The following is a 23,415-nucleotide window of genomic DNA, read 5'->3' as shown; positions in this document are numbered from 1 at the left end:
CAGCTATTATTAATGCAAGATATGTACCAACCTAATTTCTTACGTGGAATTAAGAGTTAGTACTGAAAAAATTTTAATACGCGCAAAATTTTTCTTCTCCTTTAAAGATTTTTAACCAAAAAACGCAAAATTTTTTTGCATACTTGCAATATTTTTATTAAAATTAAGAAAAATCAGTCTTCATAGGGTATAACAAGGAGAAGATGAAAGATGTACACAACAGAAATCAATCTCAAAAAATTAGTCGAAATGAATATGCTATATGAAACCTTACTCAATGAAATTGATATTGGGATTCACATTATTAACGAAGAAGGTAAAACAATCATCTACAACCGCAAAATGATGGAAATTGAATCAATGAATCATAAGGAGGTACTATATAAAAATCTTTTAGATGTATTTGCATTTGAAGAAAATCAAAACAGTACCCTTATAGAAGCACTAAAATTGGGAAAAGCGAGGAAAAATATAAAGCAAACTTATTTTAATAATAAAGGGCAAGAGATTACAACAATTAATGATACCTTTCCCATAGTAGAAAACGGAAAAATAAAAGGCGCTATTGAAATAGTAAAAGAGATTCCCCAGATAAGACAAACGAGTAAAGCGAATGCCCTTCGAGGGCATAATACTAAATTTACCTTTAATCATATAATAGGTAATTCTAAAGCCATTCAGTCGGTTATTACAGAAGCAAAAAGAGTAACACGCACCTCTTCCTCTATACTTATCATGGGAGAAACAGGAACCGGAAAAGAATTATTTGCACAAAGTATTCATAATGAAAGTCACCGCGCAAGTAAGCCTTTTATCTCACAAAATTGTGCTGCTATACCTGAAACCCTAATGGAAAGCTTATTATTTGGCACAAACAAAGGAGCTTTCACAGGCGCAATAGATAAACCAGGCTTATTTGAAGAAGCACACGGGGGAACTTTATTATTAGATGAAATTAACTCATTAAACCCAGCGCTTCAAGCTAAATTATTACGTGCGATACAAGATAAAACAATACGAAGAATCGGAGGAACACAAGAAAAAGAAGTAGACGTTCGAATCATAGCAACTATTAATGAAGATCCAATTGAAGCCATGACACACAATCGCTTACGAAAAGACCTATACTACAGATTAAGTGTTGTTACTTTATTTCTTCCGCCTTTAAGAAAGCGAAAAGAAGACATCTTACCACTTCTTCGTAGTTTTATTGAAAAATATAATACGCAATTTGCCTTAAACGTAAAGGGTATAGATGACAATGTCAGAGACTTTTTCTATAAACACGATTGGCCTGGGAATATAAGAGAATTAGAACATGTAATTGAAGGGTCCATGAATTTAATAGAAGATGAAGAAATGATTACAACATCTCATATTCCAACACGTTTTTACGAGCTAGCAAAAAATGAATTAACTATTCACCCTCCTCTAGCTAGGTGGGAGACCGATAACTCAGATCATACACCTAGAACTTTAAAGAACACAATAAAAGAAACGGAAAAAGAATATATTATTCAAGTTCTTGGCGAACATAAAGGAAATATCTCACAAGCCGCAAAATACTTAGGTTTAAGCAGACAAAATCTGCAATATCGATTAAAAAAGTACGGGCTAAACACGTAAAGATTATCGCTCTGTCATTAATCCATACGAGTTTATATACATCACATGGATCTCTTTGAAACTTCTATAAGTACAGCAAAAAAGGGCGTTCTTAAAGAACGCCCTTTTTTGTATGACACCACTCATAAACAAATGACAAAATCACTTTTGTAAACTCAACAAGCTGTTCTACCTCAACCTTTTCATTCACTGAGTGCGCTTCTTCTAACGTACCTGGCCCATAAATCACTGCTGGAATATTAAATTCACTAAACCATCCTCCATCCGTTACTGTAGCAGACATATCAAGGATGGCACTGCGGTGTAATGCTGATTCATGTACAGCTGCAAGTTGTCGCACCGCTGGATGATCTTGATCCACTTCTAACGAAGGGAATATTTCACCACGATCAACAATCATAGATTCCCCGCCCCATTTAAATTGTGGTGGATTTTCACGCAACCATGGATCAGCTGCCGAAAGTCTGCCAATGTAATCTTCAATTTCCTCAATCACCTGTTGATGTGTTTCATTTGGATAGAAGTGTACCGTAATCCATAATCGGCATTCATCCGCAATAAATGCCGCATGACGTCCCCCTTCAATGACTGCTGGATTAATTGTAGTTGTCCCTACTGGATAACCATCATATGTTTTCATAACAGCCCAGTGTCTTTCTAGCTCTTGTAATCCTTGCACAATTTTCATCATCTTTTCAATTGCACTCGCTCCGAACAAGCGACCACCAGCATGAATCATTTGTCTGCGCGTTGCATCATGAAATGTTTGCGGGCTTTTCACAGTAATCCATCCTGTAATAACCCCGCCTTGGCCTTGCATATGTAAATCACTTGTATCCACAACAACTGCAAAATCAGCATTATATCCACGCTTACAACATTGAAGTGTCCCTGCTTCTCCTACTTCTTCTCCAATTACCGATTGAAAAATCAAGTCCCCAGGCAATTCAATACCAGCTTCTTGTAAAAGCTGAATGGCAAATAGAGCTCCAGCTAGCCCACCTTTCATATCAGCAGCACCGCGGCCAACAAGCCAGCCATCTTTAATAAAAGGTTCAAACGGTCCAGTTTCCCATGGTTCATTTGCTGAAACTTCTGCTACATCCATATGCCCATTAATAATTAAACTTTTGTGTAAATTTCCTGCTGTGCCCTGTTTCACTCCAACAATATTTGGATCATTCGGATACACGTCCCATTTATCAATCTTAAAATCACGCTTCGTTAAAAAATCAGCAACAAACTGCTGTGCTTCATTTGTATTTCTTGCTGGTGGTGCAGGAGTTTCAAAACGAATTAATGTTTTTGCCAGTTCTACTAGTTCATCTTTTCTTACATCAATTTGTTCTAGTAGCTTTGAAATCGTTTCATTCATTGCAAATTCCCCTTTGCATGTATAGTAAATTTTTATTTTCACATAAACAATTTAGTGTCTACAAACTTTCAACGATTTATATTTTTATTCTAAACCTTTATTTACAATCGAAACAATAAAATCCCAGTAAGTGACTCCATTTACTTACTGGGATTTTTATGTTCCTTATTATCCAATTAAAAATCAACCTGCTCCAAATACAACCCACTTGCATCAGCAAGACAATTTATTTGATTCCGTTGTTTCTCCTCCAAAATTTGCGGTATTGCTTCAGCATCTAGCTGGCCTAACCCAACTTCTATTAACGCTCCAACAATTTTTCTCACCATATTGTGAAGAAATCCATTGCCACTCACTCTAATTTGAATATAGCCGTCCTTTTCCGTCACATCTAACGAGTAGATTTCACGAACCATAGACTTTTTCTTGGACTTTGCATTCGAGAAAGCTGTAAAATCATGCGAACCAATAAAATATTGAGCTGCTTTTTTCATATGTTCAATATTTAATTTTTTTACAACATGCATGCTGTATTTTCGCATGAATGGATTTGTATGTTCTTCATTCCAAATCTTATATAAATACGTTTTCGCCTTCGAGTTATAGCGAGCATGGAAACGCTCTGGAACTAATTCCACATCAGTAATACTAATATCATTTGGTAAGTATTGATTTAAGTACTTTTTAACTTTAGGTTCCGTTAAATTCTCATCAATCGTAAAATTAGCTACTTGATTAAGAGCGTGTACACCAGCATCTGTTCTGCTGCATCCAATGATTTCAATTTCTTTTCCTAGCATTTCAGATAATACATTTTCTATTTTTCCTTGAATGGTATTATCGTTATTACCAAGACGCTGCCAACCCTTATAGCGGCCGCCGTCATATTGAATTGTTAATTTGTAGTTGTTCATTGTTTTCTGCTATTAAAAACATAGACATTTGCCTATTCATGTTTTTAATAACAGACTCACCGCCTTTCTTATACCTAGAAAATACAATCACTGTACCTATCCATATCATATATAATTCTTCTCACCTGCATATTTAAAAATACCACGTTATAGAGAACAGGGATAGATAATGAATACAAAATTCCTTAGTGCAGTTTCCATAACAGACGCTTCCTCTACTTCACTAAGCTACGTATACCCTTCATGCCCATCTCGTAAAATACCCTTCACATAAGCAAGCATCGGCTTGTTGTTTTTATGGGCAATCTGGAGTGCTTGTAATACGCACTCCTCCGATAAGTCCTCGATTCTGCTATTCGGCTTTTGTGACAAACTACCGAAATTTTGTTTATAAAACATGAATACATTACAATCGGAATCCACATCCTCATCTGCTTCACAGGTTTCGGCATCATCTTGAGGAGCAGCTTGAAACTCCTCAACCGGCATACCGAAATGCTTCAATAATAGCGGAATGCTCAGCTCTTCCTCTAAACATTTTTGAAGAAACATATGTACAAACTTTTTGCATTTCACAGTCTTTAGCTCACGCAATACGCATTTCTCGATGTTCGTATTCGTAACTGGGTTATAACGCAACCAATTTTGGATGTATAACTCCTTCGTGTCTGCATCATATAGTATTTTTCCATAATCGATAAACCGCTGCAGCAGCTTCTCGACAGTCTCTCTGTTATAACCTGTTTCCACCTCCGCCAAACGTTTTGGCAATGGATAAATACCGCATTGCGTAGTTTTAGAGCATGTCAGCAAGTATATGTAAAAGTATCGTTCCTCCGGGGTTAAGTCCAATACAAAATCATCCTGCCAAAAATTCACCTGCACATTCCGGTATACTGCCATATGTATCCCTCCCATCTTTGATGGCAAATGTGAAATTGCCGTTTCCTTCATAGATATAAGGATGAGTAAGGAAATTTGGTAGTTTTATTTTATAAAAAATTACTACTACGGTTTTATTTCCTTCGAAGCGATTCTTGTAGTAGTAGTTTTTTTGTTTTGTTTTTGTAATGATTTATTACTTGCAAGGGGCTTGGGATGGGCTTACAAGGGGGTCGTAAGGGGCTATTCATTGTGACTCAAGAGAAGTTGGCTATCATCTAAGGATCGTCTGGGGTTATACAATTTTATGTGTCATTCTCTATATGTTACGGAATAAGCCTGTTATATGTAAGACTGTTGTATGCATTTTATCACTTTTCTTCCCTTCTTTGTCCTATCCCTAGTTTACGTTTAACGAGGCTACAAAGTTCACTTTAGGTACTAAAACGTTCATTCTATTGAAAAAATCCAATTTTGACCAATTAATTACTATGAAATTTGATAAAAAATAATGAAAATTTAAGAATAATAGGGTAAACTAATCAATGGTTTTGGATGCAAAGATGCAAAAATACTAGTTTAAAAGTCGGTTGACGTTGATACCGGGGTTATATTAGGTATGCGGAGGAATGGTTTATGAACAACAACACACTAAGTGAATCAGTTGAAGAAATTGATAAAAAACAGGTAAAATCAGTCAAGCGTTTTAAAAATTGGAAGTTTATCGCAACGGGTGTCATCGTTATGATTACACTCCTAATTGCGGGAATTAGTTATTATCAGACAACCCGGTTCAATTCACAGGTTACGATTAATGACACAAAAGTTGGCGGTCTGACTGCTGATCAGGCAATAAAGAAATTAAAAACATCTGTATTAAAAAACAAAGTCTATGTCGGCCAACAACAAATTTTAGATGAAAAAGATACACAAATAGGATTTACGGATGAAGATTTGCCTAAAGTTAAGAAATTACTAAAAAGCCAGTGGACATTTTTTCCTTCCTCAAAGGAAAAAAATTATTGGCTGATACCCGAAAAGGCAGAGCAGTATCGAAGCGAAACGCTGAAAAAACTTGTAGAAGAAAAGCTCTTATCTATGAATAAAGATTTAAAAGCGCCTCAAGATGCTATGGCGAAGCTCGAACAGGGCAAAGTTGTTATCTCAAAAAGCATTGACGGAAAACAGTATGATGTCGCTAATCTATTGAAGGATTACGATAAACAGAAATATAAAAGTGAAATCCATTTGAATCCTGTATACATACAGCCTATCAAAGAAAACAATTCGATTGTAAAAGAAGAGGAGAAAGCGCTACAGGATCTTCTTCAACAAACCATTGATTATAAGGTACAAAATGAAGTTTACTCTTTAAAAGCGAAAGATCTAATTAAAAATGCCTCTATGTCAAAGGATATGAAGGTTACAATCGACCCAAGTGACATTAAGAACAAGATTACTGAAATTAATAAAGCTCAAGCAACATTAAATAAAAACTTCACATTTACAACCCATTCTGGTTCGGTCATATCAGTAAAAGGACAAGGCTATGGCTGGGCAATAGATGTTGAAAAAGAAGCAAAACAAATCCAAGAAGCCTTCGAAAAAGGGGAAAAATCTCTTTCCGCTTCTAATATTTATGGAAATGGCTGGGAGAATAAAGGCATCGGTTATGAAACAACAGCAAATAATGGCATTGGAGACACGTATGCTGAAGTGTCAATTGCAGAACAGCAAATTTGGATTTACAAAGATGGAAAATTGGCAGTCACAACGAGTGTAGTGACGGGTAAACATAGCACCAATGAAGATACATCACCAGGTGTGTGGTATATCCTCTATAAACGATCACCGTACACACTCAGAGGCAGCGCAGTAGGTAAACCCGATTATTCTGTTAAGGTAGATTACTGGGCTCCGTTTACAAACAGCGGACAAGGGTTCCACGATGCCGGATGGCGGACAAACTGGGCCAACAATGCCTATTTAACGGCAGGTTCGGGCGGATGTGTCAACCTCCCTCCTAGTGTTGCGAAAACCGTGTATGATAGTCTCAGTACTTATGAACCGGTTGTCGTGTACTAGCAAATAGCAGTCCCTCATGAAGTAATGTATGTATCCAAAACTTAAACAGTATTTTCTTTATAAACATAAAGAAGCAGGAAATCCTAAGTGATTGCCTGCTTCTTTGTTTTTATCGTTCTTTCTTACAATACCAGTGATTTTAGAGACTCAACCAAATACACATTAGAGTAAGAAAAAGCTATGGGCGAGTGAGCTTTCTGTCGCTTCTACGCTGCGGCGGGCTCATTCTTACGATCTTTTTTGCTAATCGTCAGGTAGCCGACAAGAACAACAATAATAATCGTTAAGACAAGACTGACCGGACCTTCACCCAATCCAAGGCCACCGCGGTTGTGAGACACCGAGATCCAATCCGAAAACGAAGCACCTACTGGACGAGTCATGATGTAGGCGAACCAGAAAGCTACTATCTCATTTAGACCAAACAACCAATATCCTAGAGCTGGAATGGCAAGTAAGACGGCAAACAGCACCCCAGAGGAAAAGTAACCTAAGTGCATCGTTGACGCGGTCATGTCACCTGCAGAAGTACCGAGGGCGAACGTACCCAGTACGGTGCACCAGTAAAAAATCTCGCGACGAGTAGTGTAAATACTGTGGATAGACAGAGTCTTCTCGAACGAGTTCCAGATGAAGAAGGTAACTGCAAGTACCGCTGCAAAAAACACGGTTGATACAAGGTATGGGACCCCCAACACAACATGCACAGCATCAGCAGCCATCGTACCAAAAATACTGACCATAACGATAACGAGCCAGTAGATCCATGGCACATATCTTCGTACTAAGAATTGCAGTGCCAATGAGGCTGCTAAACCCATTCCCCCAAGAGCAACTGCAATGATCGGATTCATATGATTGACTAGGTAATCAGAAAACACCTCACCCATTCCAGTAGTCAGCAACTTGGTAATCCAGAAATAGACTGTAATTTCCGGAACTTTCGTAAAGATCGGCTTTGCGCTTTGCATAGCGGCCGATAAGGACTTATTCATATGCTCGTTTTTCCCTCCAATGATTCTTTCCTTCACAAAAAAAACAAGTAGGATGCAAAAGAAATTATTTTTAAAGTCTATTATTTTTTCTGAGTTGGGCTTTTTGTATAATCCTGTCTGTTAGCCGTTCAACAAACGGATTTGCGGAAATAATCATTTGTACAACCACCACTGCATCAGAACATAAAAATATGTTACACGGAAACACCCTTCACTGCATGAGAGGAGAATGAAAATTATATTAGAAATTCATTAAATATAGTTCATTTACTCAAAAAAGAATATAGTTTACTGTTACTTGTGGTACGGTTCAGCGTAAGGAATACTGAATGAAAATTAGGCCTTATCGATTTTTCGATAAGACCTATCATTCACTTCCACACCTTTAATTTTCTTTTCTAATAAGCTTCACAACATTCTCCACATGGGCGGTATGCGGGAACATATCAACTGGTTGCACATATTCCACTTCATAACTCTTCATTAATGTTTTCACATCACGTGCTAATGATGAAGGGTTACAAGAAACGTAAACAACTTGTTTCGGTTTTACTTTTAAAATTGTTTCAAGTAATTTATCGTCACAACCTGTACGCGGAGGATCAACAACAATGACATCTGGACGCCATCCTTCTTTCACCCATTTTGGTAACCATTGTTCCGCTTTTCCAGCTTCGTACTTCGTGTTTGTAAATCCATGACGCTTCGCATTTTTCTTCGCATCTTCAATCGCTTCTGGAATGACATCCATTCCGCGTACTTCCGCTGCATCGTTTGCAAGCCAAAGTCCAATTGTGCCAACGCCGCAATAGGCATCTACGATTTTTTCTTTTCCTGTTAAAGCAGCTGCTTTTTTCGCTTCATTGTATAAAACAACTGTTTGTTCAGGATTCAACTGGAAAAATGCACGTGCAGATAATTCAAATGATAAGTCGCCAAGCGTTTCTTGAATGATTTCTTTTCCAGCTAAGCGGAATGTTTTATCACCAAAAATAACAGATGTTTTACGCCAGTTCACATTTTGCATAATCGATTTTACAGTTGGCATCTGTTTTTGTACTTCTGCGATAAATTGATCTTTATTTGGTAATTCTTCTTTTGTTGTAATTAATGTGACTTGTACTTCCCCTGTTTGAACCGCAGCACGTGTCACAATTGTACGTACAAGACCTTTTTGTTTTTTCTCATTGTAAATAGAAATGTTCAGTTTTTCTAATATACGCCTTACAACTTTTGTTGCTTCGTTTGTTGCTTTATGCTGAATCATACAATGAGAAATATCAATTAATTGATGTGAGTTTTGTTTGTATAAGCCTGTAATGACTTTTTCGTCTTTACGCCCTACTTGCAATTGACTTTTATTGCGATAATGCCATGGATCTTCCATTCCAAGCGTTGGACGAATGATAGCTTCCATACTTCCGTTCATATACTTCTCAAATGCTTGTACAACGATATCACGCTTTTGATTCAACTGCTCTTGATAATCTAAATGTTGCAGCTGACAACCGCCACATTCATCGTATACAGGACATGGTGGCTTCACACGATGTGGTGACGCCTTGCGAATTTTTTTCACTTTTGCTTCTGCAAAACCACGTTGAATTTTCGTTGCTTCTGCAACAACTTCCTCTCCCGGTAATGCTCCTGGAATGAAGACAACTTGTCTCTTAAAGTAACCTACGCCCTCTCCGTTAATTCCAAGACGTTTAATTGTCACAGGAAACGTTTGACCAACTTCCAACTTACTCTCATGTTGTTTTTGTATCATTGTTACACCTCTACTCTATACTTTTCCATAAATATAATGATGCATAACTGCAATATGGTTCACACTCTTGTTTCATTCGTTCTAAAAATGCGTCATCTGGCTTTTGTTCTAACTGAAATAACTGTTGAAGCGCGCGTTGAATTCCGATATCTGCTTTTGGAAACATATTTTGTCGTCCAAGCCCGAACAGTAAGAAATTTTGTACGGTCCATGCCCCAATACCTCGCAGCGGCAATAGTTGTTCTCTAACCGCTTCGTCTGTTTTTCCCTCTAACTCTTCTAAGTTTAACTTACCGTCCATAATATGTTTCGCAAGTCCAATGATATATTCTGCCTTCCGCTGACTAAATTTTTGATTTCTCAATTCTTCTACTGTAATATTTGCTACTTGTTCAGGTTTTGGAAAAAAGAAAACACCGTGTTTCTCTGTTCCGTATGTTTTTACAAATTGTTCTGTAAGCTTTGTAGCAAATTTCAAATGAACTTGTTGATGAATAATGCAGCGTAGAAGACAAGCGAAATAATCAAACTCTAAAATAATGGGTGTATATGCAAACGTTTCAAAAAGTGGACGTAATGACGTGTTTGTAAAATGATTTTGAATCTCATGGAAAGGTTGACTCCATTGAAAAATAGAAGAAATACGCTTCATAACTTTATCTCGTTTATCTGTTTGACTAGAGATCCAAAAATGTGGCTGTTCCATTGTTCCCTTTCCTTGTATACGTACAACAAGTTGCTCTCCATCTACGCTAAGCGGAACATGAATTGTTTTATCTTCTAGATTAACGACATTTAATGGATCAAAAGATAATCGCTTTAACACTTCTTCAAAACGATACGGGTATTCTAACGTAACTTGTTCGCTCCACATACGTTCCCCATCCTTTTTACACATCATTATAGCATGAGAAAACCGCAAGCATACATGCTTACGGTTGATTGCCTTTTACTAAATCATCTAAGCTTTTAAAATGATACCCCTTCTCGCGTAAATCATCAATGATTTTCGCTAGTGCTTCTGTGTTATCTTTGGAAACAGAGTGCAATAAAATAATAGCTCCAGGGTGAACCATATTCATTACGTTATTATGGGCATACTGCCATCCCCTCTGCTGATCTACTTTCCAATCTAGAAAAGCAAGTGACCAAAATACATTATAATAGCCCATTTCTTTTGCAAGCGCTAATGTACGCTCACTAAAAATCCCGCGTGGCGGTCTTACATATCGTACTTCTTTTTGTCCAGTTACCTTCTTAATTTCATCTGTTACGATTTGCAGTTCTTCACGAAGCTTTGCGTCATTTACTGTTGTAAAATCCGGATGGCTCTGTGAATGGTTTCCAACTATATGTCCTTCGTTTACCATTCTTTTTACTAAATCTTGTTGGCTTTTTATATAATGTCCTGTTACAAAAAATGTTGCTGGTACCTTTTTTTCTTTTAACACATCAAGAATTTTTCCTGTAAAGCCATTTTCATACCCATTATCAAACGTTAAATAAATATCTTTTTTCTTTGTATCTCCTAAATAAAATCCTCCATTTTTCTGCAGCAGCTCTGTAAATTTCTGACCAGCATCCGGAGGAATTTCATTCTTCGCACGTGGAATTCCCCAATGATTCGGTGTATTCACATAAGCAAACACAGAAGCTGGAACAAGTACCATCATAATTGAAAAAATAATACTGATGTATAACCAATTACGCTTCATTTATATGCTCCTTTTCATATAGAATCGTACTTGTAGTTTCTGTGACCGCGATTTGTTTCATGCTGAACACGTTTTTCCATTTATACCAATACAAAGAAAGAGCATCTCCATTATTGGAAATGCTCTTCATTCTTTTTATTTAAATACTGGTTCTTTAAACGTTGCTAATTTCTCTAAAGATGTTTTATCAACATCAGCATGTAAACTATTACCGTGAGAATCCATCGTTACAACTGCTTTGAATCCTTCTATACGTAAATGCCACATTGCTTCTGGAATACCAAATTGTAAGAAATCAACATCTTTTACTTCTTTAATACACTCTGCGTAGTACTGTGCTGCCCCACCAATTGCATTTAAATATACGCCGCCATGCTCATTTAATGCCGCCAATGTTTTCGCACCCATACCACCTTTACCAATAACAGCACGAATACCAAACTTCTTCATAATATCGCCTTGGTAAGGTTCTTCACGAATACTTGTTGTTGGTCCTGCCGCTTTAATTTTCCAATTGTCATTTTCATCTTTTACAACAACTGGTCCGCAGTGATAAATAACTTGTCCGTTTAAATCAACCGGGCAATCGTTATCCATTAAATGTTTATGAATCGCATCACGACCTGTGTACATCATACCGTTAATCGTTACAACGTCACCAACGCGAAGTTCACGAATTTGCTCTTCTGTAATCGGAGCTTGCAGGACGATTTCACGTTGCGTATTTGCATCTTCCTTCGCTTCCTCTTGCTTTAACGTATCTTCACCTTCTTGATATAACCAGTCAAGAATTTCACCTGATTCTGGGTGAATCGTTACACCTAAGCGGCGATATGCCCAGCAGTTATACGCAACAGAAACATAAAAACTAGCTGGAAGACGGTTGTACACGCCAATTTTGCAACCAAGCAATGTCGTTTCGCCGCCAAAGCCCATCGTTCCAATGCCAAGCTTATTCGCATTTTCCATGATATATTCTTCAAGCTGCTTCAATTCTGGGATTGGATTTTCATCATCTAATGTACGGAATAATTGGTTTTTCGCAAGCTCATAACCAGACGTACGATCTCCTCCAATACCAACACCAATTACACCAGCACTGCATCCTTGTCCTTGTGCTTGATATACCGCATGAAGAAGACATTTACGAATTCCTTCTAAATCACGACCAGCTCGTCCTAATCCTTCTAGTTCACAAGGTAAGCTATATTGAATATTTTTATTTTCACAGCCACCGCCTTTTAAAATAAGACGTGCATCAATATAATCTTTTTCCCATTGCTCAAACTTAATTACAGGTGTTCCTGGTCCTAAGTTATTTCCGCTATTATCGCCAAAAAGAGAATCAACAGAGTTTGGACGAAGCTTCCCGTCTTTTGTTGCCTGTTCAATTGCTTGGTAGATCGCTTCTTTAATGTGTAATTGATTTACACCAACTGGTGTGTAAACTTTAAAAGTTGGCATACCTGTGTCTTGGCAAATTGGTGAAATATTGTCATCTGCCATTTTAATGTTATTTGTAATTGTGCCAAGCGCCATTGCTGAACGAGTTCCTGCATTTTCTCGTTCTTTCGCTTGTTGAATTACACGGCGAACATCTTTCGGTAAATTCGTCGACGTTGCAACAATTAGTTGATACATGCTTTCTTGAAGCTTTTTCATTATTACTTCCCCCTCAATTGTGAACGCTACCAAAACGCTTTAAAAAATTTCACAGTTTGATTATACATCTTTTTTTACATTGCTTCTAACAAAAAAGAATCAGCAATTCGCTGATTCTTACTCACCTTTTTTAAATTGCTCGCATTTAAATTCAATATCATCTAACATTTCAAGAAGACGATCTACATCTTCTAGTTCTACATCTTCTGGTTCAATTGTATCAATAACTTCTAAAAACATATTTAAACGTTCTTTCAAATATACTAATTGTGAATCTTTATCATAAGTAGCATTTCCCATAGGTGCTCTCTCCTTTTTATTCGAGTTATCCTAATTAGCTCTTACTAGACATAAATGTTCAAAATAACACACTTATCAACTCGATTGTTTCGACTCATACTCATTTTTCTTGTTGAATCTTTATTTTATTATACAGCAAAAATGATTATCACGGTCATAAAATTTTTTCGCCAATTGGAGTAAACAAGTTTATCCCGCATGAACGGGCAGTAAATCCCCTACCTCAAGATGGAGAGAATCGTTGTCCAGCTCTAGCGGCTAGAATCTCCGGTCGTTTCGCCCCCTCGAACGAGGCAAAAAGCGCCTCTCTGCCTTGGGCGCGGGCGTCCTGCGATTCTAGGCGAGCCGCTTCCGCTTTTCTACAGAAGATAGGCGTGGGAAAACTGCTGGCATGCGCCCGATTGGTGAAGGCTAACCATAAGTGGGAATGAAAAAACTCCCCACTTATGGAAGTTTCACTTTATTAAAAAGCAATCTTCTTCTATCATAGAGAATGGACAAATTGTTATTTCAATAGTCAAAGGAGTATTTCATAATGAATACATCACAAAAAATGAAGCCGATTACTCCTTCTTATGATCCATGGGAAGCGTATATGGACCTTGAAGAGTACGGCAAATTATTATTAACAAACGTTGAGTTTACAACTACAACGTTATGCAATATGCGCTGTGAACATTGTGCTGTTGGTTATACATTACAGCCAAAAGATCCGAATCCACTTCCGCTTGATTTGTTATTACAACGATTAGATGAAGTTCCTCATCTACGTGCCTTAAGTATTACAGGCGGCGAACCAATGCTTTCAAAAAAATCCGTTGATAACTATGTAACACCACTCTTAAAATATGCTCATGAACGAGGCGTTCGTACACAGATTAACTCTAACTTAACTATAGATTTAGCTCGTTATGAACAAATTATTCCTTACTTAGATGTCTTACACATTTCTCATAACTGGGGAACTATTGATGATTTCGTTGAAGGCGGATTTGCCATGATGGAACGCAAACCATCATATGAACAACGTGCCAAACTATTTGAACGTATGATTTCAAATAGTAAAGCATTATCAGAAGCAGGTGTTCTCGTTTCTGCTGAAACAATGCTAAATAAACGCACTCTTCCACATATTGAACATATTCACCGTCAAATTGTGGAAGAAATGGGCTGCAAACGTCATGAAGTACATCCGATGTATCCAAGTGATTTTGCTAGCAATCTTGAGATTTTAACGAAAGATGAAATTCGCAGTGCAATTTCACATCTTCTTGATATTCGCGATGAAAATGTATGGATGTTATTCGGAACCTTGCCATTCTATGCATGTAGCAGTGATGAACGTGACTTAGAAGTATTTAGAAAGTTACATACAAGTAAAAACGTCACAGTACGCAATGATCCAGACGGTCGTTCTCGCTTAAATGTAAATATTTTTGACGGCAATATTATTGTTACAGATTTTGGTGACATTCCATTACTCGGAAATGTCCAAACAAATACATTGCAAGAAGCTTATGACAAGTGGAACTCCTCACAAACAGCTAAAGAATTAAGCTGTCATTGTCCAGCTGTAAAATGTCTTGGACCAAATATTCTTGTGAAAAATAGTTATTATTCAACAGAGAACTTTTTAACTAAACAAGCAAATCTCACTCTGTAAGTGGGATAAAAAACGCCAGCGCAATATGCGCTGACGTTTTTTATTTTGGATTAGGAGACGTAATAAATTTAAAAGAAATATGATCTTGAATTGGTATAGAAGCTCCAATTCCTTGTGATGTTATATTTTTTATCATAAGTTTTCGCTGATTCCCTTTTAAGACAAGATATACTTCTCCAAATGTTACTTTTCCTTTTTCATTAACTGCTGGCGTATATGCAGATAAGTATCCAAGTTGTTTCGGACTAATATTGTATACTCGTTCATGCTCGGTGCCATAACCAACAATTGTTTTAAACGAAAGAGGTAAGCGTACTTTTTCCATTGCTTTTAGCAACATCATCTTCTTCACATCTTCCGCATCTTTAATGTAAGAAGTAAGTCCACCTTCCACCATTTTTTGTGCTTCTTGCTTATAGCGAAGCGGATAAAACCCCTGTCCACCACGATTATCATGGAAATTCCGATTCACTTGTCGATATTCCCAATTCATTGTTGTTTCAGTTGATTCATAATTTAAAGGCCATTGTCCTAAATAAATTTTAGCTCGATATCCAACTGCAAGCGGTGCATTCGAAATGGAAGTTTCATTAAACATTCGAATTAAATCTGGATTCTCAATTTTTATTGGCGATGTTTCAAGCAATGTTTTTGCTAGTTCACTCGGTTGTAAACGCGGTAAATCTTGTGTTGGATTTGGATACGTATTTTCTTTCGAAATGTTTAAAACAGATGGTGGTATTTTTACATTCAGCTCTGTTTTCGCTAAGATACTATAGGGAAATAAAAAGATAAACGAGAACATAATAGTGGCACAAATACTGTACACTCGTATCATCCGTAAAGCTCCTTCCTAATGGGACTATACGGTTATATTCTTTTCCCCGCTCTCTATTGTTATCCAAACTTTTTATCAAAAATAGGCAAGAAAACTCAACTCTTTTTAAACATCTGTCACAGGTAATATATGAGACGCTCATTTCACGCTAAGTGGCGGGCATTTTCATAATAAATAAAAACCGATCCCCATAATGAAATATGCTGCAAGTAATGTTAGGCCTTCAAACCAATTCGTATCTCCATCATTCGATATAGCAATTGTCAAAAATACAGCTGTAATCATTGCCACTAATTCCGGAAACGTGAATATAAGAGGCATTTCCACCGCAAAAAACATAGAAATAATAACAAGTACAGGCGCAACAAACATGGCAATTTGTAATGTTGATCCAACTGCAATTTCAACGGCAATATTAATCTTATTTTTATAGGCCATGAGAATAGCCGATGCATGCTCGGCTGCATTTCCAACAATGGCCACAATAATAACCCCAATAAATAATTCACTCCAGCCAAATGCCTTTGCAACTGTTTCAAACGTATGTACAAGCGCCTCTGATACATAGCCAACCGCTACTGTTGCAAGTGCTAAAATAAGCAACGCCCTTCCTTTTGACCATTCTGGCTCTTCGTCATGTTGTTCTATTATTTCTTCTTTAGGCTGATATACTCCTCGATGCGTGACAAGTTTAAAATACAATGCAGCTAAATATAAAATAATCATAATGATTGAAACGCCAATACTAAGTTGGAATGTTTTTCCTACGTTCATTTTCATTGAAAATATTTCTGGAATAACAAATGCAACAACAACCGCAAAAATTAATAGGGCTGAATTATGTCTTGCATCATATACATTAAAGCTTTGACGTTTATACTTTAAACCACCTACAAAAAATGAAAGGCCGCCCACTAACAATAGGTTACCGAGAACAGAACCTGTTAACGAAGCTAGCACTACTTCTATTAACCCGGCTTGCAATGCAAAAATAGAAATAATAAGCTCTACCGCGTTACCAAATGTTGCATTTAACAAGCCACCGATACGCGGTCCTGACAAAATCGCCAAACTTTCTGTCGCTCTCCCCATAAAGCCAGCAAGCGCAATAATCGTAATACAATATACAGCAAACATAATTGTTTGTGGCCAATGCATAACGTTACCAAGAATAGAAAGCGGCACACCGATAACTACAACGAATAAAAAGATTTTATTAAACATCCTTTTCATCCTTCCAATTTTCATCAATTATCCTTTGTTTTATCATTATTCTTCTAACTTACCCAATTTTCATGATAATTACGTGTGAATACCCCCTCTTATCCACCTTACGGTCTGATTGAAGAAGGGGCTTCCTGTTTCATAAACTGTTGCATAGCAGGGTGTCCCACTACGTCTTACACAGGTGTAGATTATACCGTTCGGACATAACCTTGCCCTACAGTTTGTAGACTTTAGTTTGTGGCAAGCAATTCTTCTAATCCTTTTTGTAAGATGTTCCGGCTCGCGTTATAGTCTCTATCCAATACCGCTTTGCACTTTGTACAAATATGGGTACGAATAGAGAAAGACTTCTTCACACGATTCCCACAAAAAGAACAGTCTTATGAAGTATACTTTGGTTCTACTTTGATCAGTACACCGCCATGACTTTCACATTTGTAAGCAGGCATGTTTCGAAACATCCCCCACCCCGCATCAGAAATAGACATCGCATAACGATGCTTTCCATTCGGTTTGAGTCCAAATTGCGGAAACGTCATACTATTGTAGTCCTTATACTTTTTCTGTTTTGGATATTTTGCATCTTTACGAAAGAAATTATCAAATGCTTTTTTCAGACGTGCAAAAACTTCTTGTAGCGGCTGAGAAGGCATTTCTTTTAGAAAAGGGTATGTATTCTTGTCCAATGTAAGTTGTCTTTGCATATCATAACGATCGTAATTTTCTTTGTTTTGCTTATATTTCCGTTCTTTGTCTAGTAAGGCAGAATTGTAGGTTTGACGACAATATTGTACCAACGGTCTAACACTTCTTTATGCGCTTCTGTTGGAAAGATTTCATATTTTTGATTCAAAAACATTGTCTTCACCCCCCGTTGGTTTTGTCCTTGTGTTCCGATGTATTGGTTTAGAACTTTTAATAGTGCACCACCTACAGTCGACAAACAATAACTTTGAGACCAAAAGCATTCTTTACACGAATTCTGTCTGATTTGAGGAAATTCCTTTTTCATTTCTTTGGCTTACGCCAACCAAAATTCATCCCCTCCCTACCCATCGGTCTTTACCCTTCTCATTCCTTGAGGAAGGGGAATTCTTTTGGAGATATGTTTAAAAAAGAGCATTGAAGAAAAAAGTAAGAATGAGCAAAACCAATTGAAATCTTATGGGAATTTCCCCTAAAAAAAATATGAGGGTTGACTAGGAAGGAGCATAAACAAATGCATATAAAAGAAAAAATAGCAAATATCATCCAAAATAAAAAAACAGGTGTACTGGCAACAATTCGTGATGGCAAACCACATAGCTGCTTTATGATATTTTTTCATGAAGATTTCGTTTTGTACGCTGCAACAGATCGTAATTCAAAAAAGATAACAGATATAGAACAAAATCCAAATGTTCATATTCTACTTGGGAAAGAAGGAAAGAACTGGGATGAAGAGTATATTGAAGTAGAAGGAATCGCTTCTATTGAAGAAGATAATACGTTAAAAAATAAATTTTGGACAAACAGCTTGAAGCGTTGGTTACTTGGTCCAGAGGATCCAAATTACGTTTTAATAAAAATTAACCCTGAAACAATTTATTACATTGATAGTGTTGGTACAACACAACCAGAATTTTTACGTCTATAGCCAAAAAACGAGATCTCATGAAATATGAGGTCTCGTTTTGTCGAAAAGTTCTTTTCTAAAAAAACTTGAAAAAGATGGAACTTTCCAAAGATTCTGTTATATAATAGCATTAACTTAAATAAACTGTATTAAAACAGAATGAGAGGAGAAATAAAAAATGATGAAAAGAGAAGAACGAAAAAACATGATTGAGTTTATTGAAAAGAAAAAAGGGATTGAGCGTGAAGAACTTATGTATATGACAGATGACGAGGTAGAACATATTTATAATGTGACGTACTTCTTATATGAAGAGATTGCAGAATAATAAAAAAAAGACCATTCCCTAACAGGAATGGTCTTTTTTATGTACAATAATATACGATTGGAGGAATTCATATGAGCTCATGGTTATTATTCGCATTACTATCAGCAATCACAGCAGCACTTGTATCTATCTTTGGAAAAATAGGACTAGAAGGAATTGATTCGAATGTTGCAACGACAATCCGTTCAATCATTATGGCCTTATTTATGATCGGCGTTATTATCATCCAAGGAAAATTCCAAAATATCGGAGAAGTATTAGTAAATAAGAAAGCATTATTATTTATCACACTTAGTGGTGTAGCTGGTGCCTCTTCTTGGCTCTTTTATTTTATCGCCTTAAAAACAGGAAAAGTCTCACAAGTAGCACCTGTTGATAAGTTAAGCGTGGTCTTTTCAATTATCTTAGCTATGCTTATTCTTGGTGAAAAGTTAAATTTTATGACTGGTATGGGCGTTCTCTTTATTACAACAGGCGTTCTTTTTATTGCTTTTAGTTAACAAAAAAACCGCTATATAATATAAATTAGCGGTTTTTCTTAGCTTTTTGTATTCTTACATATGTATAAACAAGCAAGGCGATGACAATTGAAATAATACAAATCCAAAATCCATATCGGTGTAAATTGTACTCTACCTCTCTCCACTTTTCTCCTAATTTCCATCCAAGCCCAATAAACACACTCACCCAAATCAAAGCACCGCTATACGCATATAAGCAAAACTTACCCCATTTTAAGTTGGACATTCCTGCAAAATATGCAGTGAGTTGTCTGACACCAGGCAAAAAATAGCCAATCATTAGTAAAAAAGGGCCATACTTCCCAAATAAAATATGAGTCCTTTCAATTTGTGCTTCTTTAATCCCCACTTTGGAACCATATTTTTTTAGTACAGGAAGTCCTAGTTTTAAACCAAGCATATAACTTAATGTAATCCCAAGTATAGACCCAGCCATACTGCTCATAAAAGCCTCTGTACCTGACATATATCCCCTTGAAATATTATATCCGACAAATGTAAGTAAAAATTCATCTGGTATCGGTAATCCAGCGATTCCTCCAGCAAGTGCAATAATAATTCCATAATAACCATAGTGTGCGATTAATTCACCAATATGTTGTTCCATTCGCACGACACATCCTAAACGTTATCGTTATTCCACATTGTACCCTCTCTATCAATGAAGCAAACATGGCATACATATTCAATATACATTGTTTTTATAACGAACTCTACACGTAATGTTACAACTTCATGGAGAATATTATATTCGCATTAAGTTATTAGGAACATCTAATGTTGTTTCACAACTGAAAGGAAATTGAAAAAGAAATGAAACTTTTCGCATTAGAATTCAATTCTTCTTAAAAAATGAAAGGAAAATGAAATTTTCCAAAAGAAAATCTTTGTTAAAATAAAAAGTATAAATATAAAAAAGTGTTGACACATAGAGGAACAAGATATAGTGGGGGAAAAAAATGAGACTAGAAAAACAATTAATAAAAAAGATATATTATGAAACATTCTTAATGGAGAATGAAACACATCCACCTCTTCAAGTACTTGGAGAAGCTTATTTAAACGAAGAAAAAAATGAGTTTTCCGATGGATCTTATATTCGTTTTGCACAAGGTGAATTTTATTATCACCATCAAGATTTTGAATCGGCCATTTTTAAATGGGAGAAAGTCAATAATGAATTAGCACCATGGGCACAAAAAAATATCGCGGATGCTTACTTCGAACTTAACCAATTATCAGTTGCTGAAAATGTTTATACATCCATTACTACCGATAACAAAATACTTATGACCGAGATATCACTGGAATTACTCTCTCTTTACATCGAACAAAATAAACTTGATTCAGCTTTCACTGTTATAAAAGAAGCGGTTTCTTTAAATCCCGATTATCCAAACGTTACAGCAATCGCTCGTTCCTTTTATGAAGAACAGCAAGATTTTGGCAGTGCAGTAGAGCTTGCTGTAAATGAGCTCATTCGAACAGAATCTTTCCCATGGTTTGAAGTTCTAAAAGAATATATTGATAAAGGATTTACTAAAGCTATTTCGCCAGATTATTTTTACGAAGTATTAACTACATTACATAATGTAGACCAAGTACAATTTACGCAAATTGTTTCATCGCTTTGGCAGAGCTATAAAAATGAACAAACTTATTTATTATGGCTTAAAACAATAAATGAATTTTTCTTACATATCGAAATACATTCGTCCGATATATGGGACAAAATTTCTTCTCTTTACGAAGAAACGTACTTTGAATTAATTCAAGGTCAATACATGCTGAGACAATTACACGATATCATTCCGAACCTTTTAGCAAATTGGTTAAAGGTAGCCAATCCGTCTCATTCTGTATTTCCATCTGCAGCAGTATTGGCGTGGGATGAAATTTTCCCTTCCCAAATAGATTCAGCAAATGTAAAACATGCAGAAAATAACCTGTCATATTCTACTAATCATACAGATGGATTAGAGTATAGTTTACATCTTTTTGAATCTATTACACAGTGGGCACAAAGAAATGATTTAGAAATAGGCCATCGATTTAGATGGTTAGTTGGCGAGCTTGCAGATTTAAGAACAAATCGTCTTTTAGTAACTGGGACTTCAGGAAACGGAAAATCTTCATTTATTAACTCAATACTAGGAGAAAATATATTAGAAAACTCAAGCTCAAATGTAGTTATCTTTAAAAATGATGATCATACAGAAATTAACGCCATAACAGATTCAGCAATTACAACGACTGAAAATTTCTCTGATTTCCATAACATGATGTCTATGCACCGCCAAACATATAGAGATAGAGCATGTGTTGAATTTAAATTACCATGCAGATTTTTAAGTAAAAATAAACTTACATTCGTTGTTACACCTAGCTTTAACAGAAACAACGATAGCAGAAATGAAACATTTGAATATCTACATTCGGTAGACGAATTATTATACGTATTGAATGCTGATTCACCTTTTACTGACAAAGAACGTGACATTCTATTAAGTATTCAAGAACATACACCAAATCTACAAGTTCATTTCTTATTAAATAAAATTGATAACATTTACAGTGAAGCAGAAGCAAAAAGAGTTATACATGATACGCAAGCGAGAATAAACGCATATTTCCCGCATGCTAGAGTTTTCCCATATTCTTCGTTATATACAAATAGTCAACAACTAGCCGAGTTCACTGAGTTTATTCATTTTAACTTTAACCATAAAAATATCGATGCAGAACGTACTGAAAAGCTATTAGTTTTCATTCGAAAAACAATTACATATCTTTTGGATAAACGCGTCGAGATGGAAAACAACCTAGTGGATTCTATTAATTGGAATGAAGATATGTTAGTTAGACTAAATGGTTTTATTAATAACGTTACTGCTTTTGAGAAAGAAAAGATTCATTTAATTACAGAATCATATCGTACAATGAAAAACGCAATTACTAATGATATTAGAGAACATATTCCGAAACTATTGCAGAGTTGTTCTGATTTAATTAGTGAAGAAAGCGATTTTGGGCACATTGATATTGAACTAAATACAGCTATGAACGAAAGAGTTCACACATATCTCGAACAAACTGTGTTACCTAATCTTGCCCTCTCTATGAAAAATTGGATTGAAGCTTCTAATAACGAGTTCCTTCAAAGTCAATCGTACTTAGAAGAAATCAGTGAAGGACTCAATTCTTTATGTGGAGAAAATCGAATACAGTTAGAATGTGACTTTAAAGTGCTTGATGATTGGCGCAGAGATACGGATAGAATGACAACTAGAATACAAATGGAAGAAGTAAATATTTTACGCCGATTTACACCAGCACAATTTTTACTGAAAAGTGCCGGTAAATTATTTGGAGTTCTTCCTAAAAATAAAGCTATGCTATATAGCAAATACAAACAGTATTTAGAAAATGAAGATTATACAGATGTAACAGCTTCTATTATGAACAAATTTTTCTTGCAGTTTGAGCTATTTGAAAACGCACTAGAGCGTGATATTACTATGTTCTTTAGAAATCCATTTGGCGCGTTGAAACAAGCTGTAGAAAACACTCATTTAGAAATACAAGAAAAACAAGATACACTGCATAAAATGAAATCAAATCCTGAGGTTTATCATGACCCTATAACGCTCTTTGAATTGAGATTACGTCAGTATGAAGTAATCTTAACTACAGGTGAGGATAATTCCTATACAGATTCAACTTTAGAAACAGATGAACTATCCACCTTTTAACTTTCTCATATTGTAGTAAATAAGAACAAAAAAGCAGCCAATTTGGGGCTGTTGACAAAAGGGGGGAGCGCTTTGCGCTCCCCCCTTTTTTATGTTTTTCTTTTTGTTTTTCTCTATTTTACACCTATTCGTATTACTCAATGCCT

The 23,415-nt window shown here is 36.1% G+C and carries 18 protein-coding genes and 3 pseudogenes; 7 read left to right on the top strand and 14 right to left on the bottom strand.

Going from position 1 to position 23,415, the window contains the following annotated elements; genetic code table 11:
* Window positions 1-210: 210 nt before the first annotated feature.
* Window positions 211-1,626 carry a sigma-54 interaction domain-containing protein gene (locus ACFQZ1_RS05605; RefSeq protein WP_377881123.1) on the top strand — a complete coding sequence of 472 codons (1,416 nt, stop codon included), beginning with the start codon at window positions 211-213 and terminating at the stop codon, window positions 1,624-1,626.
* 91 nt (window positions 1,627-1,717) lie between these two features.
* On the opposite strand, the gene ACFQZ1_RS05600 is transcribed toward ACFQZ1_RS05605, so the two are convergent.
* The 3 genes and pseudogenes from ACFQZ1_RS05600 to ACFQZ1_RS05590 form a co-directional block, all read right to left on the bottom strand.
* Window positions 1,718-3,001 (bottom strand): acetylornithine deacetylase, encoded by a 1,284-nt coding sequence (locus ACFQZ1_RS05600; protein ID WP_377881122.1) that lies wholly within the window; start codon window positions 2,999-3,001, stop codon window positions 1,718-1,720.
* A gap of 176 nt (window positions 3,002-3,177) precedes the next feature.
* Window positions 3,178-3,915 carry a tRNA pseudouridine(38-40) synthase TruA gene (gene truA / locus ACFQZ1_RS05595; protein ID WP_377881121.1) on the bottom strand — a complete coding sequence of 246 codons (738 nt, stop codon included), beginning with the start codon at window positions 3,913-3,915 and terminating at the stop codon, window positions 3,178-3,180.
* Between the two features lie 231 nt (window positions 3,916-4,146).
* Window positions 4,147-4,818 (bottom strand): annotated as a pseudogene (locus ACFQZ1_RS05590) (DnaD domain-containing protein); the annotation flags it as partial.
* Window positions 4,819-5,433: 615 nt separating this feature from the next.
* Here ACFQZ1_RS05590 and ACFQZ1_RS05585 point away from each other — a divergent pair.
* A complete protein-coding gene (locus tag ACFQZ1_RS05585) occupies window positions 5,434-6,882 on the top strand; it encodes a L,D-transpeptidase family protein (protein WP_377881120.1) in 1,449 nt (482 codons plus the stop codon).
* Between the two features lie 206 nt (window positions 6,883-7,088).
* On the opposite strand, the gene ACFQZ1_RS05580 is transcribed toward ACFQZ1_RS05585, so the two are convergent.
* The 6 genes from ACFQZ1_RS05580 to ACFQZ1_RS05555 form a co-directional block, all read right to left on the bottom strand.
* A complete protein-coding gene (locus tag ACFQZ1_RS05580; protein WP_377881119.1) occupies window positions 7,089-7,877 on the bottom strand; it encodes a COG4705 family protein in 789 nt (262 codons plus the stop codon).
* A 385-nt stretch (window positions 7,878-8,262) separates the two neighbouring features.
* Window positions 8,263-9,648 carry a 23S rRNA (uracil(1939)-C(5))-methyltransferase RlmD gene (gene rlmD, locus ACFQZ1_RS05575; RefSeq protein WP_377881117.1) on the bottom strand — a complete coding sequence of 462 codons (1,386 nt, stop codon included), beginning with the start codon at window positions 9,646-9,648 and terminating at the stop codon, window positions 8,263-8,265.
* A gap of 10 nt (window positions 9,649-9,658) precedes the next feature.
* Window positions 9,659-10,522: a DNA-3-methyladenine glycosylase family protein gene (locus tag ACFQZ1_RS05570; protein ID WP_377881116.1), complete on the bottom strand. Its 864-nt coding sequence runs from the start codon at window positions 10,520-10,522 to the stop codon at window positions 9,659-9,661.
* A gap of 58 nt (window positions 10,523-10,580) precedes the next feature.
* Window positions 10,581-11,363: a delta-lactam-biosynthetic de-N-acetylase gene (gene pdaA, locus ACFQZ1_RS05565; protein ID WP_377881115.1), complete on the bottom strand. Its 783-nt coding sequence runs from the start codon at window positions 11,361-11,363 to the stop codon at window positions 10,581-10,583.
* Window positions 11,364-11,498: 135 nt separating this feature from the next.
* The gene (fumA, locus tag ACFQZ1_RS05560; RefSeq protein ID WP_377881114.1) at window positions 11,499-13,025 is read right to left on the bottom strand and encodes a class I fumarate hydratase; all 1,527 of its coding nucleotides are present in this window, start codon (window positions 13,023-13,025) and stop codon (window positions 11,499-11,501) included.
* A 117-nt stretch (window positions 13,026-13,142) separates the two neighbouring features.
* Complete coding sequence (locus ACFQZ1_RS05555) at window positions 13,143-13,325, bottom strand: SE1561 family protein (protein WP_098310889.1); 183 nt, start codon at window positions 13,323-13,325, stop codon at window positions 13,143-13,145.
* A 535-nt stretch (window positions 13,326-13,860) separates the two neighbouring features.
* Between ACFQZ1_RS05555 and yfkAB the strand changes: the two genes are divergently transcribed.
* On the top strand, window positions 13,861-14,988 hold the full coding sequence (gene yfkAB / locus ACFQZ1_RS05550) for a radical SAM/CxCxxxxC motif protein YfkAB (RefSeq protein ID WP_377881112.1): 1,128 nt from the start codon (window positions 13,861-13,863) through the stop codon (window positions 14,986-14,988).
* Between the two features lie 40 nt (window positions 14,989-15,028).
* On the opposite strand, the gene ACFQZ1_RS05545 is transcribed toward yfkAB, so the two are convergent.
* The 4 genes and pseudogenes from ACFQZ1_RS05545 to ACFQZ1_RS05530 form a co-directional block, all read right to left on the bottom strand.
* Window positions 15,029-15,826 carry a YfkD famly protein gene (locus ACFQZ1_RS05545; protein WP_377881111.1) on the bottom strand — a complete coding sequence of 266 codons (798 nt, stop codon included), beginning with the start codon at window positions 15,824-15,826 and terminating at the stop codon, window positions 15,029-15,031.
* A 165-nt stretch (window positions 15,827-15,991) separates the two neighbouring features.
* Window positions 15,992-17,050, bottom strand: coding sequence for a calcium/proton exchanger (gene cax, locus ACFQZ1_RS05540; RefSeq protein WP_377881110.1), 1,059 nt, complete (start codon window positions 17,048-17,050; stop codon window positions 15,992-15,994).
* A 233-nt stretch (window positions 17,051-17,283) separates the two neighbouring features.
* A pseudogene (locus ACFQZ1_RS05535) lies at window positions 17,284-17,912 on the bottom strand (RNA-guided endonuclease InsQ/TnpB family protein).
* Window positions 17,913-17,951: 39 nt separating this feature from the next.
* Window positions 17,952-18,065: pseudogene (locus ACFQZ1_RS05530) on the bottom strand (transposase); the annotation flags it as partial.
* A gap of 207 nt (window positions 18,066-18,272) precedes the next feature.
* Between ACFQZ1_RS05530 and ACFQZ1_RS05525 the strand changes: the two are divergent.
* The 3 genes from ACFQZ1_RS05525 (at window position 18,273) to ACFQZ1_RS05515 (ending at window position 19,496) form a co-directional block, all read left to right on the top strand.
* Window positions 18,273-18,689, top strand: coding sequence for a pyridoxamine 5'-phosphate oxidase family protein (locus ACFQZ1_RS05525; RefSeq protein WP_377881109.1), 417 nt, complete (start codon window positions 18,273-18,275; stop codon window positions 18,687-18,689).
* A 160-nt stretch (window positions 18,690-18,849) separates the two neighbouring features.
* Window positions 18,850-18,996 carry a BH0509 family protein gene (locus tag ACFQZ1_RS05520; RefSeq protein WP_028411195.1) on the top strand — a complete coding sequence of 49 codons (147 nt, stop codon included), beginning with the start codon at window positions 18,850-18,852 and terminating at the stop codon, window positions 18,994-18,996.
* Window positions 18,997-19,067: 71 nt separating this feature from the next.
* Window positions 19,068-19,496, top strand: coding sequence for an EamA family transporter (locus ACFQZ1_RS05515; RefSeq protein ID WP_377881108.1), 429 nt, complete (start codon window positions 19,068-19,070; stop codon window positions 19,494-19,496).
* A gap of 25 nt (window positions 19,497-19,521) precedes the next feature.
* Here ACFQZ1_RS05515 and ACFQZ1_RS05510 read toward each other — a convergent pair whose 3' ends face one another.
* Complete coding sequence (locus ACFQZ1_RS05510; RefSeq protein ID WP_377881107.1) at window positions 19,522-20,124, bottom strand: DedA family protein; 603 nt, start codon at window positions 20,122-20,124, stop codon at window positions 19,522-19,524.
* 352 nt (window positions 20,125-20,476) lie between these two features.
* On the opposite strand from ACFQZ1_RS05510, the gene ACFQZ1_RS05505 reads away from it, so the two are divergent.
* Window positions 20,477-23,269 (top strand): dynamin family protein, encoded by a 2,793-nt coding sequence (locus ACFQZ1_RS05505; RefSeq protein ID WP_377881106.1) that lies wholly within the window; start codon window positions 20,477-20,479, stop codon window positions 23,267-23,269.
* The last annotated feature ends 146 nt before the right edge of the window (window positions 23,270-23,415 follow it).

The organism is Bacillus sp. CGMCC 1.60114, assembly GCF_042676365.1.
In the GTDB taxonomy this organism is placed as follows: domain Bacteria; phylum Bacillota; class Bacilli; order Bacillales; family Bacillaceae_G; genus Bacillus_A; species Bacillus_A rhizoplanae_A.
The sequence above is the reverse complement of the archived record's forward strand: the minus strand, read 5'-3'. Positions and strand labels throughout refer to the sequence as shown.